The 16976-nt window shown below is 72.6% G+C and carries 17 protein-coding genes and 3 tRNA genes; 6 read left to right on the forward strand and 14 right to left on the reverse strand.

What is annotated here, in order from left to right; all coding sequences use genetic code 11:
- Nucleotides 1–16: 16 nt before the first annotated feature.
- The 6 genes from AB0C33_RS09810 to AB0C33_RS09835 all read right to left on the reverse strand — a co-directional run bounded on the left by AB0C33_RS09810 (nt 17) and on the right by AB0C33_RS09835 (nt 2684).
- The gene (locus tag AB0C33_RS09810; protein WP_358285496.1) at nt 17–763 is read right to left on the reverse strand and encodes a hypothetical protein; all 747 of its coding nucleotides are present in this window, start codon (nt 761–763) and stop codon (nt 17–19) included.
- 63 nt (nt 764–826) lie between these two features.
- Nucleotides 827–1468 (reverse strand): maleylpyruvate isomerase N-terminal domain-containing protein, encoded by a 642-nt coding sequence (locus AB0C33_RS09815; protein ID WP_358285498.1) that lies wholly within the window; start codon nt 1466–1468, stop codon nt 827–829.
- A 294-nt stretch (nt 1469–1762) separates the two neighbouring features.
- Nucleotides 1763–1837: transfer RNA gene (locus AB0C33_RS09820), tRNA-Val, on the reverse strand.
- A 1-nt stretch (nt 1838) separates the two neighbouring features.
- Nucleotides 1839–1912, reverse strand: a tRNA-Cys gene (locus AB0C33_RS09825).
- 16 nt (nt 1913–1928) lie between these two features.
- Nucleotides 1929–2000 (reverse strand) — tRNA-Gly (locus AB0C33_RS09830).
- A 48-nt stretch (nt 2001–2048) separates the two neighbouring features.
- On the reverse strand, nt 2049–2684 hold the full coding sequence (locus tag AB0C33_RS09835) for an ACT domain-containing protein (RefSeq protein ID WP_358285500.1): 636 nt from the start codon (nt 2682–2684) through the stop codon (nt 2049–2051).
- Between the two features lie 78 nt (nt 2685–2762).
- Between AB0C33_RS09835 and dusB the strand changes: the two genes are divergently transcribed.
- Complete coding sequence (dusB, locus tag AB0C33_RS09840; protein WP_352325166.1) at nt 2763–3872, forward strand: tRNA dihydrouridine synthase DusB; 1110 nt, start codon at nt 2763–2765, stop codon at nt 3870–3872.
- A gap of 23 nt (nt 3873–3895) precedes the next feature.
- On the opposite strand, the gene AB0C33_RS09845 is transcribed toward dusB, so the two are convergent.
- Nucleotides 3896–4675, reverse strand: a complete 780-nt coding sequence (locus AB0C33_RS09845; protein WP_358285503.1) for a phytanoyl-CoA dioxygenase family protein — start codon at nt 4673–4675, stop codon at nt 3896–3898.
- Nucleotides 4676–4716: 41 nt separating this feature from the next.
- On the opposite strand from AB0C33_RS09845, the gene AB0C33_RS09850 reads away from it, so the two are divergent.
- Nucleotides 4717–5631 (forward strand): helix-turn-helix domain-containing protein, encoded by a 915-nt coding sequence (locus AB0C33_RS09850; RefSeq protein WP_358285505.1) that lies wholly within the window; start codon nt 4717–4719, stop codon nt 5629–5631.
- Nucleotides 5632–5668: 37 nt separating this feature from the next.
- On the opposite strand, the gene AB0C33_RS09855 is transcribed toward AB0C33_RS09850, so the two are convergent.
- Nucleotides 5669–6172, reverse strand: a complete 504-nt coding sequence (locus tag AB0C33_RS09855; RefSeq protein WP_358285507.1) for a DUF2087 domain-containing protein — start codon at nt 6170–6172, stop codon at nt 5669–5671.
- 8 nt (nt 6173–6180) lie between these two features.
- Between AB0C33_RS09855 and AB0C33_RS09860 the strand changes: the two genes are divergently transcribed.
- On the forward strand, nt 6181–6744 hold the full coding sequence (locus AB0C33_RS09860; RefSeq protein WP_358285508.1) for a hypothetical protein: 564 nt from the start codon (nt 6181–6183) through the stop codon (nt 6742–6744).
- 131 nt (nt 6745–6875) lie between these two features.
- Here AB0C33_RS09860 and AB0C33_RS09865 read toward each other — a convergent pair whose 3' ends face one another.
- The 3 genes from AB0C33_RS09865 to AB0C33_RS09875 are packed head-to-tail and all read right to left on the reverse strand — an operon-like array spanning nt 6876 to nt 11243.
- Nucleotides 6876–9374: a DUF3516 domain-containing protein gene (locus AB0C33_RS09865; RefSeq protein WP_358285510.1), complete on the reverse strand. Its 2499-nt coding sequence runs from the start codon at nt 9372–9374 to the stop codon at nt 6876–6878.
- A 45-nt stretch (nt 9375–9419) separates the two neighbouring features.
- Entirely contained in the window at nt 9420–9953 is a 534-nt protein-coding gene (locus tag AB0C33_RS09870) for an N-acetyltransferase family protein (RefSeq protein ID WP_358285512.1), read from the reverse strand.
- A 36-nt stretch (nt 9954–9989) separates the two neighbouring features.
- Nucleotides 9990–11243, reverse strand: coding sequence for an acyltransferase (locus tag AB0C33_RS09875; RefSeq protein WP_358285514.1), 1254 nt, complete (start codon nt 11241–11243; stop codon nt 9990–9992).
- Nucleotides 11244–11430: 187 nt separating this feature from the next.
- Between AB0C33_RS09875 and AB0C33_RS09880 the strand changes: the two genes are divergently transcribed.
- Complete coding sequence (locus tag AB0C33_RS09880) at nt 11431–12678, forward strand: sensor domain-containing protein (protein WP_358285516.1); 1248 nt, start codon at nt 11431–11433, stop codon at nt 12676–12678.
- A complete protein-coding gene (locus tag AB0C33_RS09885; protein WP_358285518.1) occupies nt 12669–13316 on the forward strand; it encodes a response regulator transcription factor in 648 nt (215 codons plus the stop codon). The genes AB0C33_RS09880 and AB0C33_RS09885 overlap by 10 nt, the downstream gene beginning before the upstream one ends.
- Before the next feature lie 143 nt (nt 13317–13459).
- On the opposite strand, the gene mihF is transcribed toward AB0C33_RS09885, so the two are convergent.
- The 3 genes from mihF to AB0C33_RS09900 all read right to left on the reverse strand — a co-directional run bounded on the left by mihF (nt 13460) and on the right by AB0C33_RS09900 (nt 15627).
- Nucleotides 13460–13765 (reverse strand): integration host factor, actinobacterial type, encoded by a 306-nt coding sequence (mihF, locus tag AB0C33_RS09890; protein WP_043641121.1) that lies wholly within the window; start codon nt 13763–13765, stop codon nt 13460–13462.
- A gap of 101 nt (nt 13766–13866) precedes the next feature.
- Nucleotides 13867–14271: a heme-binding protein gene (locus AB0C33_RS09895; RefSeq protein ID WP_358285520.1), complete on the reverse strand. Its 405-nt coding sequence runs from the start codon at nt 14269–14271 to the stop codon at nt 13867–13869.
- A 108-nt stretch (nt 14272–14379) separates the two neighbouring features.
- The gene (locus tag AB0C33_RS09900) at nt 14380–15627 is read right to left on the reverse strand and encodes an ROK family protein (protein ID WP_358285522.1); all 1248 of its coding nucleotides are present in this window, start codon (nt 15625–15627) and stop codon (nt 14380–14382) included.
- A 23-nt stretch (nt 15628–15650) separates the two neighbouring features.
- Between AB0C33_RS09900 and AB0C33_RS09905 the strand changes: the two genes are divergently transcribed.
- Complete coding sequence (locus tag AB0C33_RS09905; RefSeq protein WP_358285525.1) at nt 15651–16877, forward strand: MFS transporter; 1227 nt, start codon at nt 15651–15653, stop codon at nt 16875–16877.
- Nucleotides 16878–16976: the final 99 nt, after the last annotated feature.

Below are 16976 nucleotides of genomic sequence, written 5' to 3' on the forward strand. Positions count from 1 at the left end.
GCCCCGGGAGGGGGGCTCACTCGCCGGTGTCGGTGGTCACCGCGTCGGAGTCGGGCGCCTTGATGGACACCTTGGCGCCCCACCCGGTGAAGCGGCTGTCGATGGTGATCGTGCCGCCCTCGAACTGGTTGGTGTCGAAGATCCCCGTGGCCGCGTACGACGACCGCACCCGGCTCACCAGCCCGGCGGAGTTCAGCGTGAGCGTGTACGAGACCTTCGTGTCGTCGTGCATGCGCAGCGGGATCGAGGCCCCGAACCAGCGCGACGCCTCCTCCAGCTCCTTGAAGGTGATCTTCCCGGTGAGCGTGCTCCCGCGCAGCCGGCCCTTCCTGACCAGCGCCGCCAGCGTGGTCGGCTCGGCGGGGTTGATCACCTGCCCGTGGAAGCCGCTGCCGCCGCCGAGCAGGGCCTTGCTCTTGAGCCACGACTTGCCCTCCGGCATGCGGTCGGCCCACATGCCGCCGGAGGTGTAGCTGACGTTGCCGATGCTGATCGTGCGCTCGCGGGGCCGTCCCACGGGGGTGGCGGTGATGTCGGAGGCGGCCACTCCCTTGGCGTTGAACTGGAAGGTGCCCTTGCGGCTCTGGATCTTGCCCTTGTTCGGGCCCGAGAGCATGGTCGTCTCGGTGAACCGCACGCCGTGCCCGGCGGCGAGCTTGGCCTTGAGGGCGCGTACGGGGTCCTTGGGGGCCGCCTGGGCGGGCGCGGTCGCCGTCAGCACGCAGGCGCAGGCCGCCAGGGCGGTGATCATCGTCTTCTTCACGAGCCGAGATCCTGCCGTAGGATGATCACGACGAGAGCACGGACCTCCTGGGCCCCTCGGCGGTCAGCCCAGCAGCGGGAAGCGGTCGTCGGCCGACGGGACCCGTCCGGTGGCCTCCAGCACGTACGTGGTCAGATCCAGCTGGGACGGGCGGTCCACGCCGAGCAGCCCGTCGAGCGTCTCGCCCGCCAGTTCCAGCGCCTCCCGGGCGGGCGGCCGCGCGGCCCGCAGGTCGAGGTGGTGGACGGCGGCCTCGGTCGCCAGCGTGGCCAGGAAGTCGGGCACGGCGATCACGTGGCCCTGCGTGGCGACGTGCCCCGCCGGGTCGGCCGCGAGCGCCGCCCGCACGGCGGCCGGGGCGGTGTCCTCCCACACCCGCAGCACCCCGGAGGGCCGGGTGAAGGCGGAGGCGGACCTGCGCACCCACCAGGCGTGGGCGTCCGCGCCGCCCCCGGCGCCCTCGGAGGCGTCCGGGACGGGCTGGAAGGAGCTCCAATAGGTGACGTGGTCGACGTCGGGCGGCCCGTCGGCGGGGGTGGCGAACGCGACGAGGGCTCGCTGGGCGTCGCACAGCACGTGAAACAGCAGATCCACCCCCGCCCAACCGGCACACCGGGTGGGGCTCAGCAGATCGGTCTCCTTCACCGCAGCCGTGAACTCCCGATAGCCGGCGTCGAGGGCGGTACGCGCACGTTCGATGTCCATGACCACGATTCTTCTCCCGCCCATGGCGACCATCCCCCCGGCCCGGCGCACACCCCCGCCGCTGCGGGAGGCGGGCCCGCCACTCCGCGCACGTCAGCCACCCGGCCCGTGGCGTCACCGGCGGCCCGGCATCGGCCGTCCGGACGGAGCTCGACACTGTGAGGGCGGCAGGCTGGATCTTGAGTGGGCCGGCACCGCACGCTCGGGGGGCGGGCCTGTCCGCGTGCCGGACCGGTGTTCGGGTCCTGGACAGCAGAAAGGCCAGCCCTGTCGTTCCGGGCTGGCCTTTCTGTGTGGTGGACGATACTGGGATTGAACCAGTGACCTCTTCCGTGTCAGGGAAGCGCTCTCCCGCTGAGCTAATCGTCCTTGGAGGTGGAGACGGGATTTGAACCCGTGTGGACGGCTTTGCAGGCCGCTGCCTCGCCTCTCGGCCACTCCACCGAGTCGAACCACTCCGAGCGGAAGACGGGATTCGAACCCGCGACCCTCACCTTGGCAAGGTGATGCTCTACCACTGAGCCACTTCCGCGCTGTTGCGTGCCTAACTCTAGCGCCTTTTCCGACCAGATGCTTCCCGCTACTTGCGGAGCCGGCGGGCGACGCCGCGTTCGGTGGCCGGCAGGCTCAGGAAGATCTCCAGGATCCGGGTGAGCCGGTGGACCTCGATGCGGTGGAAGGCCGGACCCTCGGAGCGGGCCAGCAGCAACGTCAGGGCGAGCGGCGGGAGCGGGGCGTGGATGGCGTGCACGCCGCCGTCGAGCGTCAGGGCCGCCGGGCGTGGCGGGGCCGGGCTGGGGACGGTCAGGCCCTGCGGGGCGCGCCAGCTCGCGTAGACCACGCCGTGGTCGGCGGCGGTGGCGGCCCAGTCGGCGCTGAACAGCACCGGCAGCGAGTCGACGAGCGTGGTCAGCGCGCGGTCGCCCGCCGTGGTGATGTACTTGAGTATCTCCAGTTCGGGGTAGGTGCCGGCGGTCTCGCGAGTGGTCCAGATGCCTTCCACGCGGACGTCGTCGACGCTCTCCAGGCTCTTGACCAGCACCTCCCGCGGGGTGCTCTCGGGGCAGAAGACGGTGATGTCGTCGACCGCCGAGCCGGCCCCCCGGTCGAGGACGGTGACCTGGGTGATGTCGGCCCCCGCCGTGCCCAGGGCCTTGGTGACCTGGGCCAGAGACCCCGGACGGTCGGGCAGCGCCACGCGCACGCGAAGAAGCATCGATCCCTCCCTGGTGATGCCGTCCACAGCCTATAGGCGAATACCGCTTCCGGCCTGAGCTGCGCTACAACTGACGGAGTGAAGATTGGGCCGATTGGGGCATGGCCGCCCGTGGTGCTGGCGCCCATGGCGGGCATCACGAACGCGCCGTTCCGGGTGTTGTGCCGGGAACAGGGCGCCGGGCTGTTCGTGTGCGAGATGATCACGACGCGGGCGCTGGTCGAGCGCAATCCCAAGACGCTCAGGATGATCAGGTTCGCCGAGTCGGAGCGGCCGAGGAGCCTGCAGCTCTACGGCGTCGACCCCGACATCGTCGGGCGGGCGGTCCGGATGATCGCCGAGGAGGACCTCGCCGACCACGTCGATCTCAACTTCGGCTGCCCGGTGCCCAAGGTGACCAGGCGTGGGGGCGGGTCGGCGCTGCCGTACAAGAGGAACCTGCTGCGGCGGATCCTGCGGGCGGCGGTGGCGAACGCGGGGGCGCTGCCGGTGACGATGAAGATGCGCAAGGGCATCGACGACGACCACCTGACCTACCTCGACGCCGGCCGCATCGCGGCCGAGGAGGGCGTCGCGGCGATCGCCCTGCACGCCCGCACGGCGAAGCAGCACTACGGCGGCGTGGCCGACTGGGCGGCGATCGCGCGCCTGAAGGAGGCCGTGCCCGAGATCCCGGTGCTGGGCAACGGCGACATCTGGTCGGCCGACGACGCGTTGCGCATGGTGGCGCGCACCGGCTGCGACGGCGTCGTGGTGGGGCGCGGCTGCCTCGGGCGTCCGTGGCTGTTCAAGGACCTGGAGAACGCGTTCAACGGCAGCCCCGAGCGGGTCCGGCCGACGCTCGGCGAGGTGGCCGGGACGATGGAACGCCACGCGGCCGGCCTCACCGAGTGCTTCGACACCGAGCGGTACGCGATCGCGGACTTCCGCAAGCACGTCGGGTGGTACCTCAAGGGGTTCGAGGTCGGGAGCGCGCTGCGGCGGGAGCTGGCCACGGCCGAATCGCTCGACGGGCTCCGGGAGGGGCTGGCCAAGCTCGACCACGACCAGCCGTGGCCGCCGAACACCGACACCCCTCGCGGCAAGTCGGGCGAGCGTCAGAAGGTGCAACTGCCTGACGGGTGGCTCGACGACCCGTGGGACTGCGTGGTCCCGGACGAGGCTGAGTCGGACATATCCGGCGGCTGACGGACCGGTTCCTGGTGGGGCGGTCAGTGGGGGCCGGTGGCCTCGGTGCCGCAGGGGCCGCCGCCGGCCGACGGCTCCAGCAGCACGCGCTCGCCGTCCATCGTCAGCGTCTCGTACCAGGACGAGATGCGCTCGGCCGAGCGGCCGGTGTAGTGGCAGATGAAGCTGCGCCTGAACCGGTCGGCCGTGCTGTTCGGCTCCGACCCGTGCACCAGGCTGCCGTTGAAGAAGAGCACGTCGCCGGGCTGCATGTCCACGGGCACCCGCTCCAGGCCCGGCGGGGGCGGGACGTACTCGCGGGTGAAGGAGAGGTCCTGGTCGGCCTCCTCCGGGCAGAACAGGTCCATCAGATGGGTGCCGGGGACCACCTCCAGGCCGCCGTTGGCGCGGTCGACGCGGTCCAGCGCCACCCAGGCGGCCACGCACGTGCCCGGCTCGACGCGCAGGTAGAAGTTGTCCTGGTGCAGCGCCTGCCCGCGGGCGCCCGGCGGCTTGAAGTAGAACATGCTCTGGGCTGCTATCGGCTCCTCGCCCAGCAGCTCGCGCAGGATCGCGGCGAAGCGGGCGTCGAGCAGGTAGCGCAGGGCGACGTCGTTCACCTGGTGGGGGTGCATGATCCGGGGGTAGTCGCGCAGGGCGTCGTAGGGCGCGCCCGGCTCCTGGGGGACGGGCGAGAAATGCCCGGGTATCGGGCCGGCGGCGTGCAGGGCCATGAACTCCTCGCGCAGCTCGGCCACCTCCTCGGGAGCCAGCAGCGCGGGGACGAGCACGTACCCCCGGTCGTGGAAGTCGTTCAGCCTCATGCCCTTCACCGTAGGGACCCGGCGCGTGGGACGGTATGACCGTGACCGCTGAGAACCTGTCTGTTCCTGCTGCCGAGCTGATGATCGTCGGCCACTACGACAAGCCGGCCGGGTACGGCACCCGCCGCCCCCACGGTTCGCCGAGCTGGCTGCTGCTGTGGACCCAGGCGGGGGAGGGGCGGGTCGAGCAGGCGGGGGCGGCGTTCACCGTGCGGGAGGGGGACCTGGCGGTGCTCGGGCCGGGCTCGGCGCAGCGTTACCGGGTCGCGCCGGGGGCGGGGAGATGGCGGTTCTGGTGGGTGCACTTCCAGCCGCGCCCGTCCTGGACGACCTGGCTCGCGCCGTACGCCCTGGCCACCGGCTGTCACTTGGTCGAGGGGGTGCCCGTCGGGGTGCGCGACCGCGTCGACCGGGCCTTCGACCGCGCGTTCCAGGACGCCCGCTGGATCCCCGGCCACACCGCCCCCGCCGGGCTGCCGCCGTCGCCCGCGCCTGCCGGGCGGCCGTCGCCCGCGCCGGCGGTCGTCATGGCCAGTCCCGCCCGGGAGCTGGTGCTCGGGGCGGTGGAGGAGGTGCTGGTGCTGGCCACGGCCTCGGCGGGGGCCGTTCCCGCCCCGGGGGCCGAGGGCGGGGACGAGCGGGTGCGCCGGGTGCTCGACCTCATCGCCGCCGAGCCCGGGGCCCAGCACTCGGTCGCCTCGCTGGCCCGCGCGGTGGCGTTGTCGCCGTCCAGGTTCGCGCACCTGTTCGCGGCCGAGACCGGCCTGGCCCCGATGGGCGCCGTGCGCCGGGCGCGGGTGCGGCACGCCGCGAGCCTGCTGGAGGTGACCGACCTGGACGTCGGCCAGGTGGCCGCCGCCTCGGGGTTCGTCAGCCCGTTCCACTTCAGCCGCGCCTTCAGGCGCGAGTACGGCCTGCCGCCCCGCGACTACCGCGCCCGCCTGCGCCGCCCCTGACCCCCGTCAGCCCAGCCCGGCTCAGACCTCGACCGGCTCAGACCTCGACCGGGCCGCCGCTGCGCCAGTAGACGTTGCCCTCCCTGGACAGCAGCCCCTCGTCCACCAGGTAGCGGCGCAGCGCCGCGAAGTCGTCGTGGAAGGCCCGCAGAGCCACGTTGACGTCGGCCTCGGGGTAGCGCACGCCCGGCTCGAACACCCGCGAGACGTAACGCAGCACGATCAGCCGCTTGTCGCGGCGCATGCCCATGGTGGTCAGCCGGCCGTCGACCAGGAACGTGCGCAGCACCCGCTCCTCGGCGCTCAGCTCGGCGGGGGGCTCGGCCCGCTCCCGCAGCAGCTCGCGGAAGCGCTCCGGCCGGGCCCGCCACTTGCCGTCGTCGTCGCGTTCGGCCAGGCCGCCGCTGGCCAGGCGGTCGAGCGCCTTGGGGGGCAGGTCGCCGGTGCCACCGAGCACCAGGGACGCGAGTGCGCGCAGGGTGTCGTCCTGGCAGAGCAACCCGAGCACGCGTCTGAGGTCTTCGTCGCTCACCCCTACCATTTTGTCCCATGATCGCAGCACTGTTCGTCGCCGTCGGCCTGGCCATCCCGGGCAACTTCCTGCTGTACGAGAAGGACGCCGCCAAGAAGGACCCCAACCCCGAGCACAGCTGGACGGTGTCGGGCAGGAAGAACGCCCAGCTCGTCGTGAACCCGTGCCAGAAGGCGGGGCTGGGCCAGGCCGGCCGCACGGCGGCCAGGACGATCGTCTACACGTCGGTGCCCGACTACTCCAAGTCCGAGCAGGTGATCCTCTACTCCTCGCCGGAGGCGGCGGGCAAGGCGGTCGGCGACCTCAGGGCGGCCGTACGGGCCTGCGGCACCGCGGCGTACCGGTACGGCGCATCCAAGATCGCGCTCGGCGACGAGGGCCTGCTGGTCACCGGCCAGGCCTACGACCACGGCAAGCCGGCCGTCGGCGGCGAGCGGGCCGTCGTGACCCGTCGCGCCAACGCCCTGATCGTCTACACGGCCGGCGGCGAGTGGGGCAAGCCCGCCCAGGCCGACTTCAGCCGGCAGCGGAAGGACGCGGGCACGATGCTCGCCAAGATCTGCACGCTCGCGGAGTGCTGAATGTCTCGATCTTGAGACGTCGCCATGACCGGACGCCTACTTTCGCCGTCCGACAATGAAGCGACAAGCCGGTGCCGGAACGCCCTTGCCAGTCCGTTCCGGCACACGGCTTGTTCTCTTTCCGCAGCCGCTCAGAGCCGGTTGAGGCCGAGCACGTGCAGCACGGCCCGGCCCTCCTCGTCGGAGGAGGTCAGGTCGACCTGGGCGTCGATGCCCCAGTCGCCGTCGCCGGCCGGGTCCTTGATCGTCTGGCGCACCCGCCACAGGCCGCTCTCCTCCTCGATCCGCAGCAGCGCGGGCCCGCGCGCGTCGGCGTCGGTGAAGATCTCCTCGTGGTCGGCGTAGTACGCGTCGAGCGCCGCGCCCCAGTCGACGTCGGGGGCCAGCTCCTCCAGCTCGTCCTCCTTCTCGATGGCGCACAGCTCGACCAGCCGGAACATGGCGTTGCGCACCAGCACCCGGAAGGCCCGCGGGTTGGCCGTGACCGGCCGCACCTTGGTCTCCAGCTGCGCCTGGCGCTCCAGCGCCTCCTCGGGGTTGGTCAGCTTCTCCCACTCGTCGATCAGCGAGGAGTCGACCTGCCGGACCAGCTCGCCCAGCCACTCGATCAGATCGACCAGGTCCTCGGTCTTCAGGTGCTCGGGGACCGTGCGCGACAGCGTGCGGTAGGCGTCGGCCAGGTAGCGCAGCACCGTGCCCTCGGAGCGGGCCAGCTCGTAGAACTGGATGTACTCGCCGAACGTCATCGCGCGCTCGAACATGTCGCGCACCACCGACTTCGGGCTGACCGTGTAGTCGCCGACCCACGGGTGGCCGCGCCGGTAGGTCTCGTACGCCCCGAGCAGCAGGTCGTCGAGCGGCATCGGGTACATGACCTCGGCGAGCGCCTCCATGCGCTCCTCGTACTCCATGCCGTCGGCCTTCATCTGGGCGACCGCCTCGCCGCGCGCCTTCTTCAGCTGCGCCGACAGGATCTGGCGGGGGTCGTCGAGGATGGACTCGACGATCGAGACCATGTCCAGCGCGTACGAGGGCGACTCGCGGTCGAGCAGGTCGAAGGCGGCCAGCGCGAACGTGGACAGCGCCTGGTTGAGCGCGAAGTCCTCCTGCAGCTCGATCGTCAGCCGGGCCCGCCGGCCCTGCTCGTCGGGCTCGGCGAACTGCTCGACGATGCCGCCGGCCAGCAGCGACCGGTAGATGGCGATGGCCTGGCTGATGTGCCGCCGCTGCCACTTGCGGTCTTCGTGGTTGTCGGTGAGCAGGTGTCTCATCGCCTGGAAGCAGTCGCCCGGCCGGTTGATCACGGCCAGCAGCATCGCGTTGCTCACCTTGAAGCGGGAGTTGAGCGGCTCGGGCTCGGCCTGCTGCAACTTCTCGAACGTCTCCTCGCTCCAGCCGACGAACCCCTCCGGCGGCTTCTTGCGCGCGTAGCCGCGCCGCCGCTTGGGGTCGTCGCCGATCTTGGCAAGGGCCTTGGCGTTCTCGATGTCGTGCTCGGGGGCCTGGCAGGCGACGTAGCCGATGGTGTCGAAGCCCGCCCGCCCGGCCCGCCCGGCGATCTGGTGGAACTCGCGGGCGCGCAGCCGGCGGACCTTGTTGCCGTCGTACTTGGACAGGGCGGTGAACAGGACCGTGCGGATGGGCACGTTGACGCCGACGCCGAGCGTGTCGGTGCCGCAGATGACCTTCAGCAGCCCCGCCTGGGCCAGCCGCTCCACCAGCCGCCGGTATTTGGGCAGCATGCCGGCGTGGTGGACGCCGATGCCGTGCTTGACCAGCCGCGACAGCGCCCGGCCGAACCGGGTGGTGAACCGGAAGCCGCCGATCATCGCGGCGATGGCCTCCTTCTCGGCCTTGGTCGCCATGTTGATCGACATGAGCGCCTGGGCCCGCTCCATGGCCGCGGCCTGCGTGAAGTGCACGACGTAGACGGGGGCCTGCCCGGTGGTGAGCATCTCCTCCAGCGTCTCGTGCAGCGGTGTCATCCGGTAGGAGTACACCAGCGGCACCGGCCGCTCGGCGTGCTTGACCACCGCCGTGGGCCGCCCGGTGCGCCTGGTCAGGTCGCGCTCGAACATCGACACGTCGCCGAGCGTGGCCGACATCAGCACGAACTGCACGTTGGGCAGCTCCAGCAGCGGCACCTGCCAGGCCCACCCGCGGTCGGGCTCGGCGTAGAAGTGGAACTCGTCCATCACGACCTGGCCGATGTCGGCCGCCGCGCCGTCGCGCAGGGCCACGTTGGCCAGGATCTCGGCCGTGCAGCAGATGATGGGCGCGCCCGGGTTGACGCTGGCGTCGCCGGTCATCATGCCGACGTTGGCGGTGCCGAAGACGGCGCACAGGTCGAAGAACTTCTCCGACACCAGCGCCTTGATCGGCGCGGTGTAGAACGTGCGCATGTCACGGGTCAGCGCGGCGAAGTGGGCCCCGGCGGCGACCAGCGACTTGCCCGAGCCGGTCGGCGTGGCCAGGATCAGGTTGCTGCCGGAGACGACCTCGATGAGGGCCTCCTCCTGGGCGGGATAGAGCGTGAGCCCCCGTTCGGCGTTCCAGGCGACGAACGCGTCGAATATGACGTCGGGGTCGGCGTCGATGTCTTCCGGCAGGCGGTCAACGAGAAGGCTCACGTATCTATCCTGCCGAAGTTTGCCGGGTGGTCGAACCCGCGACCCCTACCGGAGGTCGAGTTGCATCAGCACGGTGTCGATCCAGCGGCCGTGCTTGAACCCCACGTTGCTCAGCCGTCCCGCCTCCTGGAACCCGAAGGCGGCGTGCAGCCGCACCGAGGCGGGGGCGCCGCCGTCGGCGATCACCGCGATCAGCGAGCGGGCGTCGGTCGCCGACGCCCGCCGGATCAGCTCGCCCAGCAGCAGGCGGCCGAGCCCGCGGCCGGTGGCGCCGGGCGCCAGGTAGATCGAGACCTCCAGGCTGTGCCGGTAGGCGGGCTTGGGCCGGTACTGGCTGAGGTAGGCGTAGCCGATGACCGGGCCGGTGACCGGGCCGGTGACCGCGCCGTCGTCCGCGGCGTCGTCCTCGGCGACCAGGAACGGCAGCCCCGCCGCCGTGAGCGCCGCCGCCTTGGCCCGCCACTCGCCGGCCCCCGGCGGCGTCTCGTCGAACGTGGCCACGCCGCCGGTCACGTAGTGGGCGTAGATGGCGGTCACGGCGGGCACATCGGCCTCGGTCAGGTCGCGGATCGTCGTCATGCCGCCCGATTGTGGCCGGGACGCGTTTCGCCGATGTTACGCGCGGGTCTTCGGCGCGGTCAGCAGCAGGCCGCCGAGCACCGCGAGCACCGCCAGGAACGGCCCGCCGCCCGGCACGAAGCCGCCCACGGTCAGCGTCAGGATCCCGGCCCCGACCAGCCCCGCCGCCCCCAGCATGACCCCGCGGCCGGCCGTCCCGTACGGCAGCGACGGCGGCGTCTCGAACCTCGCGAACGCCCGCACCAGCCCCCACATGACCAGGCACAACATCCCGAACCACACCGGCCAGCCGGCGAACCAGAACAGGCTGCCCGGCTCCGGCGTCTCCACGCCCAGCAGGACCACGACCACGCCGGTCACGGCGAACAGCGCGGGCATGTGCCACAGGTAGACCGTCATGATGCGCGGGCCGGCCCAGTCCAGGACGCGGCGCAGGGGCAGCCGGACCAGCCAGGGGCGCAGCAGCACGGCCAGGCCGATCTGGCCGATGCCGACGGCCATGATGGCCAGCGTGGGCGGGGCCATGTTGGACACCTCGGCGCCGGGCAGGCCGATCATGCTGCCGGGGTAGGGGCCGAACCCGACCAGCAGCGCCGCCACGCCGAACCCGCCGGCCGCCAGCAACGCGGGCAGCCGCACCCGGCCCTCGGCGTAGAAGAAGCCGATCTGGTGGACGGCCAGCCACACGAAGACGATGTTCACGTACCCGGCCGCCTCCAGGCCGGTCGAGAAGCGCACGACGTCCGTCAGCACCGCCCCGGCCGCCAGCGCGACGGGGACCAGCACGCCGAACCTGCGGTGCAGGCGCAGCGCGTACGGCGTGACCGTGACCGCGATCAGGTACACGGCCAGGAACCACAGCAGCTGCCCGGTCAGCTTGGCGCCCACCGCCAGCGGCTGCTCCGGCACCCCCAGCGTGAGCAGCACGTGGGGCAGCGGGATCCACACCGCCGCCAGCGGCAGCAACGGCCAGGCCAGCCTGCGCAACCGCCCGGCCAGCCACTCCTGGTCGCTCTTGACCGACCGGCCGCGGCTGATCGCGTTGGCCGCGCCGCCGGCGAAGAACACCAGCGGCATGACCTGGCTGAGCCACGTCACCACCCACACCCCCGGCGTGGACAGCGCGTTGCCCGTGGTCAGGCGGCCGCCCTCGTAGGACAGGACGGGGATCGTCCAGTGCTGGAGCACGATGAGCGCCATGCCGAGCACGCGCAGCAGGTCGATGAACGGGTCCCTGGCCGTCGCGCGCGGCGCCCGTACCGGGGCGGGACGATCGAGCAGGACGGTCATGGGGGAGCCTCGTTTCGAGCGGGGGAGCGGATGACTCAAGGCTTCCGTCCCGGACGCCTGAGCACACTGCCGCGGGCCGCCGTCTTCAGGTCAAGATCACACCACCATGGGGGGTAGGGCCAGCCCTACCCCCGGACGCCTGCGTACCTGCTCGTACCGCTGCGCCGGGGGACTTAGCCTTCATTGCATGCGCTCCCTGATGAGGCGTGTCCTTCTCGACACCCGCTACACGCTGGTCGGTTTCCCGACGGCCGTCATCGGCTTCGTGACCATGGTCGCCGGTTTCGCCGCCGGCGTCGGCACCGCGGTCGTGTGGATCGGCGTGCCGCTGCTGGCCGGCACGCTCCTGGTCGCGAGGGGCTTCGCCGACGCCGAGCGCGGCTGGCTCTCCGACGTGCTCAAGCGCCCGCCGGTGCGGCCGCGCTACCGTCCGGCGCCCGAGGGGGCGGGCCGCTTCCGCCGCATCGTCAACCCGCTGACCAACGGCCAGTCGTGGCTCGACCTGCTGCACGGCATCCTGAACTTCCCGTTCGCCATCCTGGCGTTCGTGCTGACCGTGGTGTTCTGGGCGATCCCCGTCCTCGGGCTGACCTATCCGCTCTACGGCCTGGTCACCTCGCGCATCCCCGGCAACGCGGAGCTGCCCGAGCTGCTCGGGCTGGGCTCCGGCTACCTGGTGAACACGATCTTCTACGTCTCGCTCGGCCTGGTCTTCACGTTCGTCATGCCGTTCATGGTGCGCGGGGCCGCGCTGGTCAGGGCCGGGCTCGGCCGGGCGCTGCTGACCGGCGTCGCCGAGTTGCAGGAGCGCATCGACGACCTGGCCGAGGGCCGGGCGGCGGCCGTGTCGGCCGAGGCCAACGCGCTGCGCAAGCTGGAGCGCGACATCCACGACGGCCCGCAGCAGCGCCTGGTCTCCCTGGCCATGGAGCTGTCCAGGGCTCAGCGGCAGCTCGCCAAGGACCCCGAGGCCGCCTCGGCCACGATCAGCTCGGCGATCAGCGCCACCCGCGAGACGCTCGACGAGCTGCGGGCCCTGTCGCGCGGCATCGCGCCGCCCATCCTGTCCGACCGCGGCCTCGCGCCCGCGCTGGCCGCCCTCGCCGGGCGCTGCACGGTGCCGGTCGACCTCGACGTGCAGATCGTGGGCCGCTTCCAGGCGGCGACCGAGAACGCGATCTACTTCGTCTGCGCGGAAACCCTGACCAACGTGGCCAAACACAGCCGCGCGACCATCTGCACGGTTCAGCTGCTCCGCATCGGTGACGTCCTCATGCTCACGATCGGGGATGATGGTGTGGGCGGCGCACACGTCGCCAAGGGACACGGCCTGGCCGGTCTGGCCGACCGGCTCCGGGCCGTCGACGGGGAGCTCACCGTCAGGTCGCCGGACGGCGGGCCGACGGTGATCGTGGCGGAGGTGCCGTGCGCGTAGTCGTGGCCGATGACGCGGTTCTGATCAGGGAGGGCCTGGTCAGGCTGCTGGAGGAGTTCGGCTGCGAGGTGGTCGCCACCGTGGGGGACGGCGACGCCCTCGTGGAGGCGATCGTCGAGCACAGACCCGACGTGTCGGTGGTCGACGTGCGCATGCCGCCGTCGTTCACCGACGAGGGGCTGCGGGCGGCGGTCGAGGCCCGGCGCCGGGTGTCCGGCGCCCCGGTGCTCATCCTGTCGCAGTACGTCGAGGTCTCCTACGCCGACGACCTGCTCGCCGACGCCCGTGGCGCGGTGGGCTACCTGCTCAAGGACCGGGTCGTCGACGTCGACGAGTTCCTGGAGGGCCTGCGGCGGGTGGCGGCGGGAGGCACCGTGTTCGATCCGCAGGTGGTGTCCCAGTTGATGGTCCGCAGACGCAAGGACGACCCGCTGGCGCAGCTCACGCCGCGCGAGCGCGAGGTGCTCGGGCTGATGGCCGAGGGCAAGTCCAACCCGGCCATCGGGCGGCAGCTCGTCATCAGCGACGGCGCCGTGGAGAAGCACATCAGGAGCATCTTCAACAAGCTGGGCCTCTACGCCGACGACAGCGACCAGCATCGCCGCGTGCTCGCCGTGCTGGCCTACCTGAGGTCCTGACCTCAGCCTGACATCGACCGCCTGAGGTTGACCCCTCGGCCGGGCCCGCCGTGGAGCGTGCGCCGCTCTCCGGCCCCTCCTGGCCCTACGAGGGGTCGCCGGCCGGTCCGCGCGACGTGGCGCGCGGACCCGGCCGCCCGGTCCTAGCCGAGCGCGTCGACCAGCTTCTTGCGCTGCTGGGCGCCGAGGCCGCCGAGACGGCGCTTCTCGTCGACGCCGGCCTCCTCCATCAGCGCGGTGGCCTTGGCCGGGCCGACGCCCTTGACGGCGCGCAGGGCCTGGGACACCTTGATCTTCTTGGCGATGTCGTCGTCGCGCTCCAGGAGCTGGGCGAAGGTCAGCTCGCCCGCCTTGACCTTGGCGAGCAGGGCCGTGCGGGCCGCGCGGGCCTCGGCCGCCTTCGCCAGAGCCGCCTGACGCTGCTCGGGGGTGAGAGTGGGAAGTGCCATCTCGTTCTCTCCTCGGGGAGTTGGGTTCGGGAAACTGTTTCCCGTGGTGCAGTGGCTAATCATGGCGGATACCAGCGGTTCGTGTTGCGGAAAGCGCCCGCTCAACGAGTCCGCCACACCAGGGCGGCCGCTTCGGCGCACGCCACGTCCTGGCTGATCGTGCCGCCGCTGACCCCCACGCCGCCGGCCACCCGCTCCCCTTCGCCGTTGTCCGCCCAGAGGGGGATGCCACCCCCGAAACAGACGAATCTGTCACCAGTCAGACCGAAGAGCTCGCCGCCCGGCGCCACCAGCGGAGCGAGGTCCGCGGTGGCCGCGCGAAGGGCCACCGACGTGTACGCCTTGCCCGGCGCGAGCACCGGCCCGGCGATCTCCGCACCCGCCATACGCTGGAAAGACACCAGATGTCCGCCCGCGTCCACGACCGCCACCGAGACCAGCGCGCCCTCCCGGACGGCCTGCTTCAGAGCGGCCTCGGTCATGCGGAGCGCGAGTTCGAGATCCACGCGTTCACACCCCCGTCGATGATCATGAGCGCGCCGGGCCCTTCCATCCGTACAGCGCCGGGGGAGGAGGGCGCAAGATCGCCTGGTCGGGGCTCGTGCCGCCGGAAGTTATTGCAAGATTTTCCTCTTGAGGGTGGAATGCGTCACATTTCGTGATCCGGGCGTGTCGGCGCCCTGGTCGGGGCCCCTTTCGCGCCATCTCTCCAGCCCTTCGGGGGTCAGGAAGGCGTCGAACACCGACTCCATGGCCCCCAGCAGGGCCGCGCGCCAACCCAGCGCGGCGGCCTCGATCCGGGGCGGACGCTCCCGCCGGATGGCCATCAGCGCGGGCCGGCAGGAGTCCGTCAGGGCCTCGCCCGCGCGCTCCAGCAGCGCGACGCCGTGCCCGGAGAGCGTGACGACCTCGGGGTCGTGCGCGTTGACCAGGGCGGCGATGCCCCGGCCGAGCGCGCGGGCCCCGGCCTCGACCGCCTCCGGGCTGCTTGCCAGCACCTCCTCCGCCTGCGCGCGGCCCCGGCCGCCGCCGTGGGCCAGGCCCACGTGGCGCAGCAGCGCGTTCGCGCCCACCTCCTGGCCCCAGCAGCCGGTCGCGCCGCACGCGCACGGCCGGTCGCCGCAGCCCAGCGGCATGTGGCCGAACTCGGCGCCGGGGCCGCTCGCGCCGTCCAGCGGCCGGCCGTCCACGACGAGGACGCCGCCGAGGTCGAAGTCCACGTGCAGGTGCAGGCCCACCCGCACGCCGCGCAGCCGTCCGCGCCGGGCCTCGGCCAGGGCGGCCAGGCCCGTGTCGTTGCCCACCAGGACCGGGTCCGGGCCGGCCGGTCGCCAGGCGAGGCCCAGCAGGCGGGGCACGTCCACCGACCGCCAGCCCAGGTGGGCGATGTCCACCAGCCCGTCGTGCCGGACCGGGCCGGCGAGGGCCACCCCGAGGCCGACCACCCGCCGCGACAGGTGGTCGGCCACCGCCTGGCCGAGCGAGGCCAGGGCGCCCTCCGGGGTGCCGTCGTGCGGCTGGACCTCCAGCACGCTCACCCGTCCGCCCAGCTCGCACGCCGCCAGCTCCCAGGCGTCCTCGCGCACGTCGGCGGCCAGGGCCAGCGGGCCCAGCGGGTGGGGGCCGGGCACCTGGGTGGGCCGTCCCCTGGGGTGCCCGGCGGCCGGCTCGGCGGCGGGCTCCTCGTGCAGCAGGGCGTCCTCGGCCAGGCCGGCGACCAGCACCGACGCCGTGCCCCTGGCCAGGTTGAGGTCGCGGGTGAGCTGCGACCTGGTACGGGTCGCCGCGCAGTCGTGCACCGCGCGCAGCAGCCTGACCCGGTTGTGCGCGCGAAGTTCGCCGCTCGTCGTAGCACTTTTCACAGCTCCCAGCTTATGCTCTAGGCGTGAACAAAAGCCTCATTGATGCCAGACGGGCACGTGTCGGAGTCTTCGGTCTCTTCTCCCTGAGCGGATTCGTGATGGGTCTGTGGGCGGCCGGCCTGCCCTCGTTGAACGACCGCCTCGGCCTCGGCGCCGCCAGGCTGGGCACCGTCCTGTTGCTGATCTCCGGCGGCGCGCTGGTGTCGATGCTGGTGGCCGGGCGGCTGGTGGACAGGTGGTCCAGCCGGCGGGTGTCCTGGATCGGCGGGCCGCTGTCGGCCGTGCTGCTCCTCGGGCCCGCGCTGGCCCCCTCGTACGGGCCGCTGATGGCGCTCGCGCTGGCGTTCGGGATGGGGCTGGGGGTGGTCGAGGTCGCCATCAACGCCCACTCCGTCGAGGTCGAGCGGGTCTACGGCCGGCCCGTCATCTCGGCCTTCCACGGCACGTGGAGCCTGGGCGGGGCGGCCGGGGGCGTGCTGACGTCCCTGGCGCTGCGGGCGTCGGTCGACCCGCAGGCGCTGCTGGTGGCGGGGGCGGTCGTCGTCCCGTTCCTGTACCTGCTGGCCTGCCGCCTGCTGCTGCCCGACGCCGCCCGGCAGGCCGGCGAGCAGGCCGACGGCGGCGAGGGCGCCGGCACGCTGAAGTGGGCGCTGATCGCGCTGCTCGGGGTGGCGGCCTTCGCCGGGCACCTGAGCGAGGGCGCGGCCATCGACTGGGCCGCCCTGCACGCCCGCTGGGTGCTGCACACCGACCCGGCCGACGCGCCGCTGGCCTACACGATCTTCTCGGTCGCGATGACGACCGTCCGCCTGCTCGGCGACCCGATCAGGGCCAGGCTGGGCTCGGTGCGCACGATCCAGCTCGCCGGCGGCTTCGCCACCCTCGGGTACGTCCTGGTGCTCGCCGCCCCGGCGCTCGGCGGGCCGCTGCGCGTGGTGTGCGCGTGGACCGGCTGGGCGCTGGCGGGCGTGGGGCTGGCCACGGTCGTGCCGGTGCTGTTCAGCGCGGTCGGCGCGGCGGGCGGCCCGGTGGGGCGCGCGCTGGCCATGGTGACGGCCTTCGGCTACAGCGGGCTGCTGCTCGGCCCGGCGGTCCTCGGGTACGTGGCCGAGGCCACGGAGTCGCTGCCGGTCGCCCTGATCATCCCGGCCGTCCTGGCCGCCGTCGTCGCGCTCAGCGGCGCCCCCGGGATCCGCCTGCTCACGCGGCAGTCGCCGCCCGCCCCCGTCCCCGCCGAACGCCCCGCGTAGCGGCCGAACGCCCCGCGCGGCCCCGAGCGTCCCGCGTGGCCGCTCGGGCGTTCCCCGCGGCCCTGAGTCGCTCCTGACGCGCCCGCTTCCCCGAACCCG

It is taken from the genome of Nonomuraea sp. NPDC048881 (assembly GCF_040649795.1).
Classification (GTDB): domain Bacteria; phylum Actinomycetota; class Actinomycetes; order Streptosporangiales; family Streptosporangiaceae; genus Nonomuraea.